The 15,213-nt window shown below is 62.9% G+C and carries 13 protein-coding genes; 7 read left to right on the forward strand and 6 right to left on the reverse strand.

Annotated elements, in window-relative coordinates:
* Window positions 1–61: 61 nt before the first annotated feature.
* Complete coding sequence (locus tag V8Z78_RS24520; RefSeq protein ID WP_349732323.1) at window positions 62–1,099, reverse strand: hypothetical protein; 1,038 nt, start codon at window positions 1,097–1,099, stop codon at window positions 62–64.
* A gap of 276 nt (window positions 1,100–1,375) precedes the next feature.
* Between V8Z78_RS24520 and serA the strand changes: the two genes are divergently transcribed.
* The 4 genes from serA (at window position 1,376) to V8Z78_RS24540 (ending at window position 6,045) form a co-directional block, all read left to right on the forward strand.
* The gene (serA, locus tag V8Z78_RS24525; protein ID WP_349732324.1) at window positions 1,376–2,605 is read left to right on the forward strand and encodes a phosphoglycerate dehydrogenase; all 1,230 of its coding nucleotides are present in this window, start codon (window positions 1,376–1,378) and stop codon (window positions 2,603–2,605) included.
* Between the two features lie 158 nt (window positions 2,606–2,763).
* On the forward strand, window positions 2,764–4,764 hold the full coding sequence (locus tag V8Z78_RS24530; protein ID WP_349732325.1) for an OPT family oligopeptide transporter: 2,001 nt from the start codon (window positions 2,764–2,766) through the stop codon (window positions 4,762–4,764).
* The gene (locus tag V8Z78_RS24535; RefSeq protein WP_046460289.1) at window positions 4,761–5,585 is read left to right on the forward strand and encodes a hypothetical protein; all 825 of its coding nucleotides are present in this window, start codon (window positions 4,761–4,763) and stop codon (window positions 5,583–5,585) included. Before V8Z78_RS24530 ends, V8Z78_RS24535 begins: the two co-directional genes overlap by 4 nt.
* Window positions 5,586–5,706: 121 nt before the next feature.
* Window positions 5,707–6,045, forward strand: coding sequence for a YegP family protein (locus V8Z78_RS24540; RefSeq protein ID WP_012836750.1), 339 nt, complete (start codon window positions 5,707–5,709; stop codon window positions 6,043–6,045).
* Between the two features lie 41 nt (window positions 6,046–6,086).
* On the opposite strand, the gene V8Z78_RS24545 is transcribed toward V8Z78_RS24540, so the two are convergent.
* The 5 genes from V8Z78_RS24545 to gatC form a co-directional block, all read right to left on the reverse strand.
* Window positions 6,087–6,899, reverse strand: a complete 813-nt coding sequence (locus tag V8Z78_RS24545; RefSeq protein ID WP_046460290.1) for an alpha/beta hydrolase — start codon at window positions 6,897–6,899, stop codon at window positions 6,087–6,089.
* A gap of 1,065 nt (window positions 6,900–7,964) precedes the next feature.
* Window positions 7,965–8,660, reverse strand: coding sequence for a hypothetical protein (locus V8Z78_RS24550; RefSeq protein WP_046460291.1), 696 nt, complete (start codon window positions 8,658–8,660; stop codon window positions 7,965–7,967).
* 157 nt (window positions 8,661–8,817) lie between these two features.
* Window positions 8,818–10,275 carry an Asp-tRNA(Asn)/Glu-tRNA(Gln) amidotransferase subunit GatB gene (gatB, locus tag V8Z78_RS24555; protein ID WP_039050962.1) on the reverse strand — a complete coding sequence of 486 codons (1,458 nt, stop codon included), beginning with the start codon at window positions 10,273–10,275 and terminating at the stop codon, window positions 8,818–8,820.
* A 150-nt stretch (window positions 10,276–10,425) separates the two neighbouring features.
* Window positions 10,426–11,916, reverse strand: a complete 1,491-nt coding sequence (gene gatA, locus V8Z78_RS24560; RefSeq protein WP_349732326.1) for an Asp-tRNA(Asn)/Glu-tRNA(Gln) amidotransferase subunit GatA — start codon at window positions 11,914–11,916, stop codon at window positions 10,426–10,428.
* Between the two features lie 20 nt (window positions 11,917–11,936).
* Window positions 11,937–12,236, reverse strand: coding sequence for an Asp-tRNA(Asn)/Glu-tRNA(Gln) amidotransferase subunit GatC (gene gatC / locus V8Z78_RS24565; RefSeq protein WP_003070403.1), 300 nt, complete (start codon window positions 12,234–12,236; stop codon window positions 11,937–11,939).
* Between the two features lie 212 nt (window positions 12,237–12,448).
* On the opposite strand from gatC, the gene V8Z78_RS24570 reads away from it, so the two are divergent.
* From V8Z78_RS24570 to mreD, 3 genes are all read left to right on the forward strand, one after another.
* Window positions 12,449–13,492, forward strand: coding sequence for a rod shape-determining protein (locus V8Z78_RS24570; RefSeq protein ID WP_003059473.1), 1,044 nt, complete (start codon window positions 12,449–12,451; stop codon window positions 13,490–13,492).
* Between the two features lie 165 nt (window positions 13,493–13,657).
* Window positions 13,658–14,683: a rod shape-determining protein MreC gene (mreC, locus tag V8Z78_RS24575; RefSeq protein ID WP_046460293.1), complete on the forward strand. Its 1,026-nt coding sequence runs from the start codon at window positions 13,658–13,660 to the stop codon at window positions 14,681–14,683.
* Window positions 14,680–15,198: a rod shape-determining protein MreD gene (gene mreD, locus V8Z78_RS24580; protein ID WP_046460294.1), complete on the forward strand. Its 519-nt coding sequence runs from the start codon at window positions 14,680–14,682 to the stop codon at window positions 15,196–15,198. Before mreC ends, mreD begins: the two co-directional genes overlap by 4 nt.
* Window positions 15,199–15,213 lie beyond the last annotated feature (15 nt).

A 15,213-nucleotide genomic window follows, 5' to 3' on the forward strand; every position in this document is an offset into this window, starting at 1 on the left:
TGTACAGCGGCGGGCCCGAAACCATAGCGCAAGCTCCGGCCTTTGTGCCGGAGCCGGGAGATCAGGACTTTTGACCCGATTGCGCGCCGATGCCGCGCAGATGGCGCTCCATACGGAACATCACCAGCGCCATCATCACCATCACCAGGCAGGAAATCAGCAGCGTGGCAAAAGCCGTGTCCATGCCCAGAAACTCCCACTTCTCCTCATCGGGGTTGTCGCCGCGCAGCTTGGCGGCCGTGCGGTCGAACGACAGTGTGTAGTTGGTCAGCAAGGTGTTGACGATCTGCGGAGCGGACTGCTGCTGCAGCTTCTTGGCCAGGCTTTCATTGCTCAGCACCTTCTCCAGCGCCACGGGCAGCCCCTTGATGTAGGCTGTGTACGAGCCCTCGCCATGCTCCATCTCGGCGGCCTGGGCACGGTCGTTGATTTCTGAGGCCAGGTTCACCGGATCCATCAGCATGGCGTCTTCGCCCGAAGCCTCGGCAGCTGCCGCAATCGCTGCATCGGCTGCAGCATCTGCGGCGGCTCTGGCCATGCGGTCCTCGCGGGTCAGCGAGATGCGGCGCGCCGTCCAGGCTGCATCCACTTCGGCAGCGGCCGCGTCGGCTGCCTCCTTGTCGCAGCAGGAGTTTTCACGTGCCTCGCGCATCTTGATCTGGCGGTTGACATCGTCGGCCGAGGGCAGGGCATCGCCCTTGAGCAGGGGGTGGATGGGATCCAGGCCCTGGCTGCTGTTTTCCGTTTCTACGCGTTTGCGCGCAGCCGTGTCCCGGTAGATGAAGCCACGCAGCAGGCCGTCGGCCTTGCGGAAATCAGGACGCAGGGCGGGGTCGGCCAGACGCTTTTCCATGGGCACGGCGTTGCCGAGGACGCTCAGGTCGCGGCCGGTTTCTTCTTCCATGTACTTGAGGTCGTAGGGCGCATCCTTCCAGTTCAGCGCCGTTGCGCCGGCAGTGGCGATATCGGGCTTCTTGGGCTTGTAGTGGTCCCAGATCCAGTGGCCCATGCCAAACAGCACAAAGATGGAAAAGGCGAGCAAGACAAGACGCAGAACTTGAATCAGCAAATCTTCTGCGCGGCGCAAGAGGGTCAGCATAGGCAGCAAATCCTTGTAAAAAGCATGAGTGGTCTGCACTTTCAACTATGAAATTGGAAGCGCGTGAATGATCGCGATTGTAGGAAGCGAATCGGAAAGTCGTAATTTGTTACAGCTGAGTCGACACATGCACGCTTCCGTCCCGCCCAGTGCTTGTTTTTGGGCCAGGGACGCCAGTGCGGCTCCTCTGCACTTCACGAAGGGGCGATGCACCCAGATCCTGTAACGGAATTACGAAACCGCTGTAATGGAGTTTTGATGGATCGAGGCTGGATCATGGGTAAGACGTCGCTGGATAAATCGAAGATCAAGTTTTTGCTGCTCGAGGGCATACATCCCTCTGCGCTCAAGGTGCTGCATGACGCGGGCTACACCAATGTGGAGGCACTGACCGGCGCGCTGGACGGCGAGGAGCTCAAGCGCAAGATTGCCGATGTGCACTTTGTCGGCATCCGCTCGCGCACCCAGCTCACGGCCGATGTGTTCGCGGCCGCGCAGAAGCTGGTGGCCGTGGGCTGCTTTTGCATCGGCACCAACCAGGTGGATCTCAACGCAGCGCGCGAGCGCGGTGTGGTGGTCTTCAACGCGCCTTACTCCAATACCCGTTCGGTGGCGGAGCTGGTGCTGGGCGAAGCCATTTTGCTGCTGCGCGGCATCCCCGAAAAGAATGCCGTCTCCCACCGCGGCGGCTGGAAGAAGAGCGCGGAGAATTCCTTCGAGATCCGCGGCAAGACGCTGGGCATCGTCGGCTATGGCTCCATCGGCACCCAGCTGTCGGTGCTGGCCGAAAGCCTGGGCATGAAGGTCATCTTCCACGACGCGGTGACCAAGCTGCCGCTGGGCAATGCCCAGCAGAGCAGCGGTCTCAACGAGCTGCTGGCCCAGTCCGACATCGTCACCCTGCATGTGCCCGAGCTGGCCTCCACCAACGGCATGATGGGAGCGGCGCAGATTGCCGCCATGAAGCCCGGCAGCATTCTCATCAATGCATCGCGCGGCACGGTGGTCGATATCGAGGCGCTGGCGGAGTCGCTGCAAAGCGGCAAGCTGCTGGGCGCGGCCATCGACGTCTTCCCCAAGGAGCCCAAGAGCAACAAGGACGAATTCCTGTCGCCGCTGCGCGGCATGGACAACGTCATCCTCACGCCGCATATCGGCGGCTCCACCATGGAGGCGCAGGCCAATATCGGTCTGGAAGTGGCGGAAAAGCTGGTCAAGTACAGCGACAACGGCACGACCACATCGGCCGTCAACTTCCCCGAAGTGGCGCTGCCCGAGCACCCCGGCAACAACCGCATCCTGCATGTGCACGAGAATCGCCCCGGCATTCTCTCTGCCATCAACCAGGTGTTTGCCGACAACGGCATCAATATCGCCGGTCAGTACCTGCGTACCGATGAAAAAGTGGGCTATGTGGTGATCGATATCGATGCCAAGTCCTCGGCGCTGGCGCTGGAAAAGCTCGCGCAGATTGCGGGCACCATCCGCTGCCGCGTGCTGTTCTGAAGCCTTGGCCGCTGAACGGAAAAGGAGACCTTGGTCTCCTTTTTTCATGGACCGGCCATTGGCAATGCCAGGAGCTGGCCCGAACGGCGCGCGACGGACATGGTGTTGCGCGCCGCTGATGCTAGGCTTGTGCCGTTACAGACCCTCCCGCTTGCACAATGAATACACCAATCAAGAGAGAGTTCACCTTTCGTGGCGTGCTGCTTGGCGCGCTCATCACCCTGGCGTTCACCGCCGCCAACGTCTATCTGGGGCTCAAGGTCGGGTTGACCTTTGCCTCGGCGATTCCCGCTGCCGTGATCTCCATGGCGCTGCTCTATCGCTTCAAGGATTCCAACATCCTTGAAAACAATCTGGTGCAGACCCAGGCCTCCGCGGCCGGCACCTTGTCTTCGGTCATCTTTGTGCTGCCGGCATTGCTCATGCTGGGGCTGTGGACGGGTTTCCCGTTCTGGCAGACGGCATTGATCTGCGCGGCCGGCGGCACGCTGGGCGTGCTCTACACCGTGCCCCTGCGCCGCGTGCTGGTGGTGCAGTCCGAGCTGCCCTATCCCGAAGGCGTGGCCGCTGCCGAGGTGTTGCGCGTAGGCGATGAGCAGCGCCATCTTCACGATCCGGAGAACCTGGGCAAACCGCGTAGTTCGGGCTTGCGCGAGCTGGGTTGGGGCACGGGGCTGGCTGCGCTGTTCGGCTTTTTCAGCGGCGGTCTGCGCCTGCTTGGCGATGCCTTCAATTTCTGGATTCCCGCAGGCAGCGTGGCCTTTCGCGTGGCGGCAGGCTTTTCGCCCGCCCTGCTGGCTGCCGGCTATCTGATGGGGGCGGCCGCAGGCATTGCCGTGCTTGCGGGGCTGGCGCTGTGCTGGGGCGTGGTCGTGCCCTGGCTGACGGCCCAGGCTTCTCCTGCGGCCGGCCAGGCGCTCTCCGAGCTGTCCACCCAGCTCTGGGGCAGCAAGGCCCGCTTTCTGGGGGCGGGCGTCATCGGCATCTCGGCGCTGTGGACCGTGGCCACGCTGGCCAAGCCCATTGTCCAGGCGATTCGCAACCAGCCTGCACGCAGCGTTGCCGAGAGCGGCGGTGGCGACGAAACCGACAAGGACATGCCGCGCAGCTGGATGCTGACGATAGGTGCCGCCGCCCTGGGCGTGCTGTTCCTGGTGGTCAATGACTTCATCGCCGGGCATATGCCCGATCTGGCCGCTGGCGCACGCTACGGCCTGGCGGCCTTGTGCGTGCTGTTCGCGGCCCTGTTCGGCTTTCTGGTGGCGGCGGCCTGCGGCTATATGGCCGGTCTGGTGGGCTCGTCGGCCAGTCCCATCTCGGGCATCGGCATCATCGCCACCCTGCTCATGGGCGTGGCCCTGCTGGCGCTGCATGCCCTGGTGCCTGCCTATGCCAGCGCCGTCGCGGGGCAGATGGGCATTGCGCTGGTGCTGTTCATGGTTTCAGCCGTTCTGGCCATGGCTGCGATCTCCAACGACAACCTGCAGGATCTCAAGACCGGCTATCTGGTGGGGGCCACGCCCTGGCGTCAGCAGATCGTGCTCATCATCGGCTGTCTGGTGGGCGCGCTGGTCATACCGCCCGTGCTGGATCTGCTCTACAACGCCTACGGTTTTGCCGGCAGCATGCCGCGTGCCGGCATGGACCCGAATCAGGCCCTGGCCGCGCCACAGGCCACGCTGATGATGCAGATTGCCAGCGGCATCTTCAAGGGCTCGCTGGACTGGAGCATGCTGGGTCTGGGCGTGGCCGTGGGCATTGCCGTCATCCTGATCGATCTGACCCTGCGCAAGAGCGGCAAGGGCGCGCTGCCGCCGCTGGCTGTGGGCCTGGGCATCTATCTGCCGCCCACCATAGGCCTGACGCTGACCATAGGCGCGGTGCTGGGCTGGTGCATTGCCAGAGCCATCAAGGCCTATGCGCAGCGCGGCGGCAAGGACTGGACGGCGGCGGCCGAGGAGCGAGGCCTGCTGCTGGCCTCCGGCTTGATCGTGGGCGAGAGCCTGATGGGCCTGCTGATTGCGGCACTCATAGGCTTCAGCGGCAAGGACGCACCGCTGGCCCTGGTTGGCGAAGGCTTTGCGCCCGCCATGTGGCTGGGCCTGGCCTATTTCGTGGGCCTGTGTGTGTTCTTTTATCGCCGGGTGCTGCGCAAATGAAGACAGGAGGATTCGACGGGGAACAGGCCGAATACCGCCAGGGCAACTTCGGATTCGCCCATGAATGGCTGCAGGAGTTCAAGACGCTGGACGAGGTGCTGGAGCGGCTGGACGCGCTGCGTGCCGCCGACCCTGCACATCGCTATCTGTGCACGCTGGACGATGTGAGTCAGTGCAGCTACACCAGCGGCCATGCGAGCCAGGATGAGCGCCTGTATCTGGACAGTCCCGACGACATGGACTGGGAGGACCCGGCGCAGGAGCAGGCCCTGACGCTGGCTTCGCTGCAGCACCGCGTGGCGCAGCTGCAGCGGCCCGAGCTGGTGCAGGACTGGGCGCAGGTCTGCGGCACGCTGCTGCTGGCTGCGGAGGACGTGGATGCCCTGCTGCAGGCCAACCGCAGGCCCGAGGTGCTGCTCGACGAGGTGGTCTATGTCCAGTGTCTGCCCGTGCCCGACGACGAGCTCATGATTGCGGGCCAGCCCAACGGCTATTTCAGCGCGGACTGGGACAGCTTCCAGAACCGCGCCGTCATTCGTCATCTTGCGGCGCAATATGGTTATCGCTTCTTCGGCATGGGCGCCGCCTGGATGGGATTTGTGCGCGCCAGCTTGCCCGATGCGGTGCTGGTCGATCGGCTGATAGAGGATTTGCGCATGCTCTACGGTCAGGGGCAGGACGAGGTGCGGGAACATGCGGGCTGGGCGCAGTTGGCGTCCGTGCTGCTATCACGGCGCACGCTGATGCTCGGCTATGCCGAGGGCTTGGCAGAAGGCCTGGGGCTTGATCAGCCGTCTTCTGAAAGCACTATGAAAAGCTGACAGGGTTGGATTCATGAACGCTGGAGCCGGTCATGAGATGTCCGGTTTCAGCGGTGATGGTTTTATAGTGTGCGGGCTACCCCCGCGGCGCAGGCCGCTTTTTGCAACCAAGGAGAAACCGATGGCAGGTCATTTCGAGTTGAGCAAGAGCAGCGATGGGCAGTTCCGGTTTGTGCTCAAGGCCGGCAACGGCGAGATCATTCTCACCAGCGAGCTGTACAAGACCCGGGCGGCGGCCGAGAACGGCATCGCCTCGGTGCAGACCAACAGCCCGCTGGCCGAGCGCTACGAGAAAAAGACCGCCAGCAATGGCAAGGAGCATTTCAACCTCAAGGCCGCCAACCACCAGGTCATAGGCAGCAGCCAGCTCTATGCCTCGGTGGCCTCGCGCGATGCGGGTATCGAGTCCGTCAGGAAAAACGGCGCGACGACGGTCGTCAAGGATTTGACTGGCACTTAACGCATCGCCGGACAGCACCTGCTGGGAGCGTCGGAGGCCTTTCAGGCCGCTTTGTGATGCCCGTCCACGAACTGCTCTATGGCGCTCCAGAAGCCGTTGGCGCGGAAGATGGTCGAGTGATTCGCCTGGGCGAATGCCTGCACCTGCACAGCCTTGTCCCTGAGGCTGTGCAGCAGGGCGTCGGTGCGCTCGGGCTGCACCACCTGATCGCGTCCGGCGCGCAGCACCAGAATCGGCCCATGGTAATTGCGCAGATGCGCGGCAGAGTCGAACGGGTCGCGCAGCAGCAGTTCCACAGGTAGCCAGCCATACATGCCGCGTACCGTGTTCAGAATGCTGTCGAAGGGCGTGACCAGCACCAACTGGTCCGGCTGGCGCAGGTCGGCCACGGCAGCCGCCACGCCCGTGCCCAGGCTGCGGCCGATCACGGTGATGGGTAGCTCGGGGTGCAGGCGCCTGACCTCATCGAACAAGGCTGCGGCATCGAGCTCCATCAGCTCTTGCGTGGGCTCGCCCTCGCTGGCGCCATAACCGCGGTAGGCCAGCATATAGATATCGCTGTGCGGCAGGCTGCGCGACAGCTGCTGGCGCCGGTGGGCAATGTTCTCGGCATTCCCTCCAAAGTAGATCACCGCATTGCGCGCCTTGCCATCCGCCGGGTGTAGCTGCCAGCCCCGCAGCAGCACATCGGCGCGTTGCAGCGAGAAATCGGTGCTCTCGGCCGCCACCTGCGTGCCGCCGCCCGGAAAAATCATCTGGCGCTGCTGCGCAAACATATAGCTGCAGATACAGATATAGACCGCCAGGCACAGGGCCAGCAGCCAGAGCAGGGGCTTGAGCAGCTTTGAGAGCATGGAGCGCAAAAGTATGAGGTTTGCGCCGGATTGTGCGCAGATTTGTGTGGGTTTGGTGTGCGCTTTACCTCGGCTTTATGTAAGCGGTGGTTTGAGGAATTGATAGCGGTTGGTGCTGGTGTTGTCTGTGCTTGGGGCTGGTTTGGCTCGTAATTCGACTTCAGCCCTTCTTCTGGATGACGGAGCTGTCTGCATGCCTGCTTTTTGGGCAAAGAGCCGGCCCCTGCTGCCAACGACCCCTTCGCTGCGTTTCACTTCGCTATGGGGCAACCTGCGCCGTCAAGCTCTTGGGGCTGTGCGGCAAAACTCACTGCGCGCTTGCAGCGCTTCGCTCAAACAGGTTGCCGTAAAAGTGATGACGATGCAGTTGCACTCTGCGGTGCAACTGTCAGCCTCAAGAACTTGCCGTCGCAGGCGTGGGCACAAGGGGCAATACTGGATACGGGATAGCTTCTTTGGAAAATTAATAGCTGCTACCGCAATACAGATAAGCGAAAGAAGCCAATTTCGTCATAACTCTCGCAGGCCGTCCGCACCCGCTTCCACCCGTGTGTCAGCGCCTGCGGCACGCGGTTCAGGCTGTGGGCAACGCTGCCGCAGGACAGCGTTGCATCGTGCTCTGACCTGCCGCCGCTTGTTTGAGCGAAGCGCTGCAAGCGCGCAGCGAGTTGGGCGGCACCGCAGTCTGAATGGCGTGACGCAGGTTTGCCCGGAGCGAAGCGCAGGGACGCAGACAGTCGGGTTTGTGTTCTTTGCTCACTTTCTTGCACAAGCAAGAAAGTGAGTCGCCAGCCGGGGCGAAATCCCGGCCTCTGTCGCTGGCGACAAAGCAATGCTTTTTTAATAGCTGTCAGTGCCTGAGGTGATCGGGTTGGAGGCCCATTTGGTTTGAAGCCTCTGTTTTAGCGACATGCCTGATTAGTGGACAGTGGGCGGGCCTCAGCCCGCCATGCCGACCTACTTTCTGCTACCGGTATGCCGGACCACCAGAAAGTAGGCAAAGAGCCAGCCCCTACTGCCCCCGTTCCTTCGGCTGCGCCTGCGAGGGGAGCAGACACCTAACTATCACGCCCCCGGCAAAAAATACCCCGCCTTATGCTGATTTCGCGAACTGCTCACGCACAACTTCAACCGCGCCTCCATGTACTGGCGCACTTCCGAGCGGTCGCACATCTGCGCCAAATCCTCCCAGTACAGCAGGCTGGTGAAAGAAGCCTTTGCAGACTCAGGGCCATCGCCCTCGGCCACAGCTTCTGCGTGCCTCGCAGGGGTGGGAACATAGATAGGTCCATTCACCGGGGCGTAGTGCTGCACCGGGCGGCCTGCGGCTTCTTCCTTGCGGCGCGAGGTCAGCACAAAGTAATGCTGGCATGCGTCCGCCAGATGGGGCTTCTTGTCGGCGTCGAAGACCTTGTCCAGGCGCTCCAGCCCTTTGGCCACATCGGCGGCGTAAGTCCAGTTGCTCAGGTATTTGGTCTCGATGAACAGAAAGACCTGGCGCGCAGGGTCTGAGATGAGCACATCGGCCAGCTTGCTGCGCAGGCGTTCGTGGCACAGGTAGGCGTGGGTGTCAAACGAGATATGGGGGCTTTGAATGCCCAGGTCTTCGCGGCCCGTGACTTCCTGGATGTAGCGGTTGAACTGGACGATGCGCTTGGCATAGCCGGCCGTGAATTCGTTGAAAAAGTAACCGGCAAAAAACTTGCTGCAGAGGTTGCGCTCTTTTTCGGATTCGATGAGTGAGGCGTTCGAGAAGATCACTGATTTTTTCCTGGGCAGGCGCCACAGGGCATGGGGACCGAGGACTGGGATGAGCTGCAAGTAATAAGGCCGCAGGCATATGCTGCCTGCGGCCCTGGAGCGTGCTCCCATTATCTGGGGGCAGAGGCACGCCTTGAGGGACGTGCTTGTAACAGAGTTAGGCCAGCTTGGCCTTGAGCAGCTCATTGACCTGGCCGGGGTTGGCCTTGCCCTTGGACGCCTTCATGACCTGACCGACCAGGGCGTTGAAGGCCTTGTCCTTGCCGGCGCGGTATTGCTCCACGTTGGCAGGGTTGGCAGCAATCACCTCGTTGATGATGGCTTCCAGTGCGCCGGTGTCGTTGGACTGCTTGAGGTCCTTGGCTTCGATGATGGCGTCCACATCGGAGCCTTCACCGGTCCACAGGGCTTCAAACACCTGCTTGGCCGAGTTGTTGCTGATGACATTGCCGTGGATACGGGCGATCAGGGTGCCCAGCTGCTCGGCGCTGACCTTGACCTGGTCCATGCCGATCTCTTCCATGTTCAGGCGGCGCGAGATCTCGCCCATGACCCAGTTGGACGCCAGCTTGGGCTGGCCGCAGGTCTTGGCGGCGGCTTCAAAGTAGGCGGCCATGGCCTGGCTTTGCGTCAGCGTGGTGGCGTCGTACTCGGGCAGGCTGTATTGCTCGACAAAGCGCGCGGCCATGGCGCGGGGCAGCTCGGGCATCTCGGCCTTGACCTGCTCCACCCATTCGGGCGCCACGACCAGCGGAGGCAGGTCGGGGTCGGGGAAGTAGCGGTAGTCGGCCGCGTCTTCCTTGGTGCGCATGGCGCGGGTCTCGCCCGTGTCGGGGTTGAACAGCACGGTCGCCTGCTGGATCTTGTGGCCGTCCTCGATCTGCTCGATCTGCCAGAGGATTTCGTAGTCGATGGCGATCTGCATATTCCTGAACGAGTTCAGGTTCTTGATCTCGCGGCGGGTGCCCAGCGGCTGGCCGGGCTTGCGCACGGAGACGTTGGCGTCGCAGCGGAACGAACCTTCCTGCATATTGCCGTCGCAGATGCCGATCCAGGTGACGATCTTGTGCAGCTCCTTGGCGTAGGCTACGGCTTCGGCGGTGGAGCGGATATCGGGCTCAGTCACGATTTCCAGCAGCGGCGTGCCGGCGCGGTTCAAATCGATGCCGGACTGGCCGATGAACTCGTCGTGCACGGACTTGCCGGCATCTTCCTCCAGGTGGGCGCGCACCAGGCGCACGGTCTTGAGGACGTTGTTCTTGCCTTCTTCCAGATAGAAGCTGACTTCACCGCCTTGCACCACGGGGATCTCGAACTGGGAGATCTGGTAGCCCTTGGGCAGGTCGGGGTAGAAGTAGTTCTTGCGCGCGAAGATGGAACGCGGCGCAATCGTCGAGCCCAGCGACAGGCCGAGCTTGATTGCGCATTCCACGGCCTTCTTGTTCATCACCGGCAGCGTGCCGGGCAGGGCCAGGTCCACGGCGCTGGCCTGGGTGTTGGGCTCGGCGCCGAAGGCGGTGCTGGCACGGCTGAAGATCTTGCTGTTGGTCGCCAGCTGGGTGTGGGTTTCGAAGCCGATGACGACTTCGTAGCCATTGATTAGTTTCACAGTCATGTTCTTGCTTCAAAAAGTGGGCTGTATCCATGGCGCCGCGCATGAAACCGGCGCGGCCCGATCCAGGGACAGCGAGCAAGGGCCGCCCCGCAGCGAGGCTGTCGTCCCCCTTGAGGGGGAAGGCGCGAAGCGACTCAGGGGGTGTTTCATTTAAATGCCGGCGGGGCTCTTCAGGTGGAAGTCTGTCGCTTGCTGGAAGCGGTGGGCCGCGTTCAGCAGTTTGGCTTCGCTGAAGTAGTTGCCAATCAGCTGCAGGCCCACGGGCATGCCGCCGTCGCCGAAGCCTGCGGGCAGGCTGAGACCGGGCAGGCCGGCCAGCGATGCGGGCAGGGTGAAGATGTCTGCCAGGTAGTTGCTGACCGGATCGGCCTTGCCGCCAATGGCCCAGGCCGTCGTCGGCGCGGCCGCGCCGGCGATGACGTCGCAGTCCTTGAAGGCGGCCTGGAAGTCGTCGGCAATCATGCGGCGGATCTTCTGTGCCTGCAGGTAGTAGGCATCGTAATAGCCTTCGGACAGCACATAGGCGCCGATCATGATGCGGCGCTTGACCTCGTCACCAAAGCCTTCGGCGCGGGTCTTTTTGTACATGTCGTTGAGGTCTTCGTACTTGGCGGCGCGATGGCCGAACTTCACGCCGTCAAAGCGCGACAGATTGGACGAAGCCTCGGCCGGAGCCAGGATGTAGTACACGGGCACGGACAGTTCGGTGCGCGGCAGGCTCACGGGCACCAGCTTGGCGCCCAGCTTTTCGTATTCCTTGAGCGCTGCGTCGACGGCTGCGCGGACATCGTCGGACAGGCCTTCACCAAAGAACTCGGCGGGCACGCCGATGCGCAGGTCTTCGATCGAGTCACCCAGGCGGGCAGCGAAGTCCTCGGCCGGGTAGTCCAGGCTGGTGGAGTCGCGGTCCAGATCGGGGCCGCACATCTCGGAGAGCAGCAGCGCGCAATCTTCGGCACTGCGGCCCATGGGGCCGGCCTGGTCGAGGCTGGAGGCAAAGGCGATCATGCCGTAGCGGCTGGCGCGGCCATAGGTGGGCTTGATGCCGGTGATGCCGCAGAACGAGGCGGGCTGGCGGATGGAGCCGCCGGTGTCGGTGCCGGTCACGGCCGGGGCCAGACGCGCGGCCACGGCAGCGGCCGAGCCGCCCGAGGAGCCGCCGGGCACGCGCTCGTTGTTCCAGGGGTTGCGCACGGGCTGTGCCGCGTCAAAGCCCACGGGGGCCACGGCCGAGTTCTCGTTGGCGCCGCCCATGGCGAATTCGTCGCAGTTGAGCTTGCCCAGGGTGACCACGCCGGACTCCGCCAGCTTGCGCACCACGGTGGCGTCAAACGGCGATTGGTAGCCCTCCAGCATCTTGCTGGCGGCGGTGGTGGGGAAGTCCTTGGTGACGAAGATGTCCTTGTGCGCAATGGGCACGCCGGCCAGCTTGCCGCCCTTGCCTTCGGCGATCAGGGCGTCGGCCGCCTTGGCCTGGGCCAGGGTGGCATCTTCATTGATGGCGACAAAAGCGCCCAGGTTCTGGTGCTGCTTGGCGCGGGCCAGGAAATGCTGGGCGGCTTCGGTGGCAGAGACCTGCTTGGCGCGCAGCTGCGCGGCCAGCTCGGCCACGCTCAATTGGTGGAGTTCGGTTTGGCTCATGTTCTTGTGGTTCCGCGCGTTTATTCGATGACCTTGGGCACGAGGAAGTAACCCTTTTCGGCTGCAGGGGCGTTCTGCATGTTGGCGTCGCGGTTATTGCCCTCACTTACCAAATCGTCACGTAGCCGTAAGGCGACGTCCTGGATGGCTGCCACCGGATGTGACAGAGGGCTGACGCCCGAAGTATCCACAGCCTGCATTTTTTCGACGATGCCGAAAAAGTTGTTTAGTTGCGCGAGCATGCGCTTACTTTCGTCTTGTGACAGTTCAAGGCGGGCCAAGTTGGCGATGCGCGCAATGTCTTGATCGTTCAATGCCATAGAAATTATTTAACAGGGCCGCCGCGTGTAAAGCAGTGTTTCTAACCCTGACAGTAGAAGTTATTCACAGGGGATACGGTATTATCTCGGCTTTGCCGCAATACCTCCGTTCGGCTGGTCATTGTGCAAAAAATGCCCACCACCCAGACTCCATTACCTTACATCCCGGCGACGGCCAGCCGATGCGCAAGCCGTGCCTGAGAGGACCCTGAATGTTCGGAGCTTTCCGTCGGTACTTCTCCACCGACCTTGCCATTGACCTTGGCACAGCTAACACCCTGATTTTCGCCCGAGACAAGGGCATTGTTCTGGACGAACCTTCGGTGGTTGCGATCCGTCACGAAGGCGGCCCCCACGGCAAGAAGGTGATTCAGGCTGTCGGCCGCGAAGCCAAGGCCATGCTGGGCAAGGTGCCCGGCAACATCGAAGCCATTCGCCCCATGAAGGACGGCGTGATCGCCGACTTCGTGATTACCGAGCAGATGATCAAGCAGTTCATCAAGATGGTGCATCCGCGCTCGGTGCTGACGCCCAGCCCCCGCATCATCATCTGCGTGCCCTGTGGCTCCACCCAGGTCGAGCGCCGCGCCATCAAGGACGCTGCCGAAGCTGCGGGCGCCACGGCCGTGTACCTGATCGAAGAACCCATGGCTGCCGGCATCGGCGCGGGCCTGCCCGTTTCCGAAGCCTCCGGCTCCATGGTGGTGGACATCGGCGGCGGTACGACCGAAGTGGGCGTGATCTCGCTGGGCGGCATGGTCTACAAGGGCTCCGTGCGCGTGGGTGGCGACAAGTTCGACGAGTCCATCATCAGCTATATCCGCCGCAACTACGGCATGCTGATCGGCGAGCCGACGGCAGAACTGATCAAGAAGCAGATCGGCTCGGCTTTCCCCGGCTCCGAAGTCAAGGAACTGGAAGTCAAGGGCCGCAACCTGTCCGAAGGCGTGCCGCGCAGCTTCACCATCTCTTCCAACGAAGTGCTGGAAGCGCTGACCGACCCCCTGAATCAGATCGTTTCCGCCGTGAAGAATGCGCTGGAGCAGACGCCTCCCGAGCTGGGCGCCGACATTGCCGAGCGCGGCATGATGCTGACCGGCGGCGGTGCGCTGCTGCGCGATCTGGATCGTCTGCTGGCCGAAGAGACGGGTCTGCCCGTGCTGGTGGCCGAGGAGCCGCTGACCTGCGTGGTGCGCGGTTGCGGCATGGCGCTGGAGACCATGGATCGCCAGGGCAGCATCTTCACCAGCGATTAATCGCTGTGCAATGTGGTGTTTTGCGGCACGCGGCATAGTGCGCGTACCGCAGCCACTTCCATGAACAGGGCCTGAGTCCGTGATACGCCTGCATACCGCGCTCTCTTTTTGCATTCCTTCTGATCCGGGAGGCCGTGCGCATGCGGCCATGCCGCGGGAGCACGCATGAGCCTGGACACCCTGGACCACCGCGCTCCATCACTGTTCAAGCAACAGGCCTCGCGCACTTCCCAGCTTGCCCTCTACAGCGCCTTGGCGCTGTTTTTGATGGTGGCCGACGCGCGCTTCAAGATCACCACGCCGGTGCGCGCGGCCTTGTCGGTGGCGCTGTCGCCCGTGCAATGGTTGGTGGCCCAGCCCGTGCTGGCCTATCAGAACGCCAGCCGCTATGCCGAGGTGCAGCAGCAGGCCGTGGCCCGCGAGGATGCTGCGCGCAAGGAGCTGGTCGTCATGGCTCAGCGCGCCGAGCTGGCCGACGAGTTGATCAAGGAGAACGAGCATCTGCGCTCCATGCTGGAGTTGCGTGAGCGCTCGTTGACGCCGGGGCAGGTGGCCGAGGTGGTCTATGACAGTCCTGACCCCTATACGCGCCGCGTGGTGATCGACAAGGGGCAGGCGGACAATATTGCGCCGGGCTCGCCCGTGCTCGATGAAAAAGGCGTGATAGGTCAGGTCACGCGCGTCTATCCGACGCGTGCCGAGGTCACGCTGCTCATCGATCGCGATCAGGCCATTCCCGTTTTCAACCCGCGCACTGGCGCGCGCAGCGTCGCCTATGGCGATGCATCCTCGACCCGCGCCGGCGGATTGGAGCTGCGCTTCATGCCTAGCAACGCCGATGTACAGGTGGGCGATCTGCTCACCACCAGCGGTATTGACGGGCTTTATCCCACGGGCCTGCCCGTGGCCAAGGTGGTGACCGTGGACCGCCGTGCCGACTCGGCCTTTACCCGCATCTACTGCGAGCCCGTGGGCCGTGTGCAGGGCGTGCGCCATGTGATGGTGCTCAAGCCCCAGGGCCGTACCGAGCATCCCGAGGCCGCCAATATGCAGGCCCAGGCCGATGCCGAGAAGGCCGACCGGGCTGCCAAGGCACGTGGCAAAAAGGAGGCGGCCGCTGCCGAAAAGGAGAAGGCCGCCGTTGAGAAGGCGGGGACCAAGGCCGCCAAGCCTGCAAAGGATCCCGCATGATCATGCCGCGCGGCCAGCAGCTGTTGCTGCCGGTCAATCCTCTGTTCATCGTCGTCACCCTGGTGGTAGGCCTGGCCGTCAACATGCTTCCGCTGGGCCGCATCGTCTGGCTGCCGGACATGTTGCTGCTGCTGCTGGCCTTCTGGAGTCTGAATCAGCCGCAGCGCGTGGGCCTGGGTATTGCCTTTGTGCTGGGGCTGATCATGGATGTGGACCGGGCCTCGCTGCTGGGCCAGCATGCCCTGGCCTATACCTTGCTGGTTTTCGTGACGGGCTGGATGAGTCGCCGCCTGCTCTGGTTCTCGAGCCCTGTGCAGGCCCTGCACCTGTTGCCGGTGTTTGCTGCGGCGCACGGCATTCAGGTTCTGCTGCGTGTGGCGACGGGAGGTATCTTCCCCGGGCTGGAGTTTCTGATAGCTCCAGTGATCGAGACCTTGCTGTGGCCTGTGGTCAGCGCTTTGCTGCTGGCGCCGCAGCGCCGTGCGCCGGACAGCGATGAAAACCGGCCTCTGTAGATGAAAGCCCCCTTG

Origin of the sequence: Comamonas sp. wu1-DMT (assembly GCF_040187805.1) — a bacterium.
Classification (GTDB): domain Bacteria; phylum Pseudomonadota; class Gammaproteobacteria; order Burkholderiales; family Burkholderiaceae_C; genus Comamonas; species Comamonas thiooxydans.

Excerpts from the sequence above, each read along its gene's own strand:
- V8Z78_RS24535 (WP_046460289.1), top strand. The coding sequence starts at position 4,761 with ATGAAGACAGGAGGATTCGACGGGGAACAGGCCGAATACCGCCAGGGC.
- V8Z78_RS24520 (WP_349732323.1), bottom strand. The coding sequence starts at position 1,099 with ATGCTGACCCTCTTGCGCCGCGCAGAAGATTTGCTGATTCAAGTTCTG.
- mreC (WP_046460293.1), top strand. The coding sequence starts at position 13,658 with ATGAGCCTGGACACCCTGGACCACCGCGCTCCATCACTGTTCAAGCAA.
- gatC (WP_003070403.1), bottom strand. The coding sequence starts at position 12,236 with ATGGCATTGAACGATCAAGACATTGCGCGCATCGCCAACTTGGCCCGC.
- V8Z78_RS24530 (WP_349732325.1), top strand. The coding sequence starts at position 2,764 with ATGAATACACCAATCAAGAGAGAGTTCACCTTTCGTGGCGTGCTGCTT.
- mreD (WP_046460294.1), top strand. The coding sequence starts at position 14,680 with ATGATCATGCCGCGCGGCCAGCAGCTGTTGCTGCCGGTCAATCCTCTG.
- V8Z78_RS24540 (WP_012836750.1), top strand. The coding sequence starts at position 5,707 with ATGGCAGGTCATTTCGAGTTGAGCAAGAGCAGCGATGGGCAGTTCCGG.
- serA (WP_349732324.1), top strand. The coding sequence starts at position 1,376 with ATGGGTAAGACGTCGCTGGATAAATCGAAGATCAAGTTTTTGCTGCTC.
- V8Z78_RS24570 (WP_003059473.1), top strand. The coding sequence starts at position 12,449 with ATGTTCGGAGCTTTCCGTCGGTACTTCTCCACCGACCTTGCCATTGAC.
- V8Z78_RS24545 (WP_046460290.1), bottom strand. The coding sequence starts at position 6,899 with ATGCTCTCAAAGCTGCTCAAGCCCCTGCTCTGGCTGCTGGCCCTGTGC.
- gatB (WP_039050962.1), bottom strand. The coding sequence starts at position 10,275 with ATGACTGTGAAACTAATCAATGGCTACGAAGTCGTCATCGGCTTCGAA.
- gatA (WP_349732326.1), bottom strand. The coding sequence starts at position 11,916 with ATGAGCCAAACCGAACTCCACCAATTGAGCGTGGCCGAGCTGGCCGCG.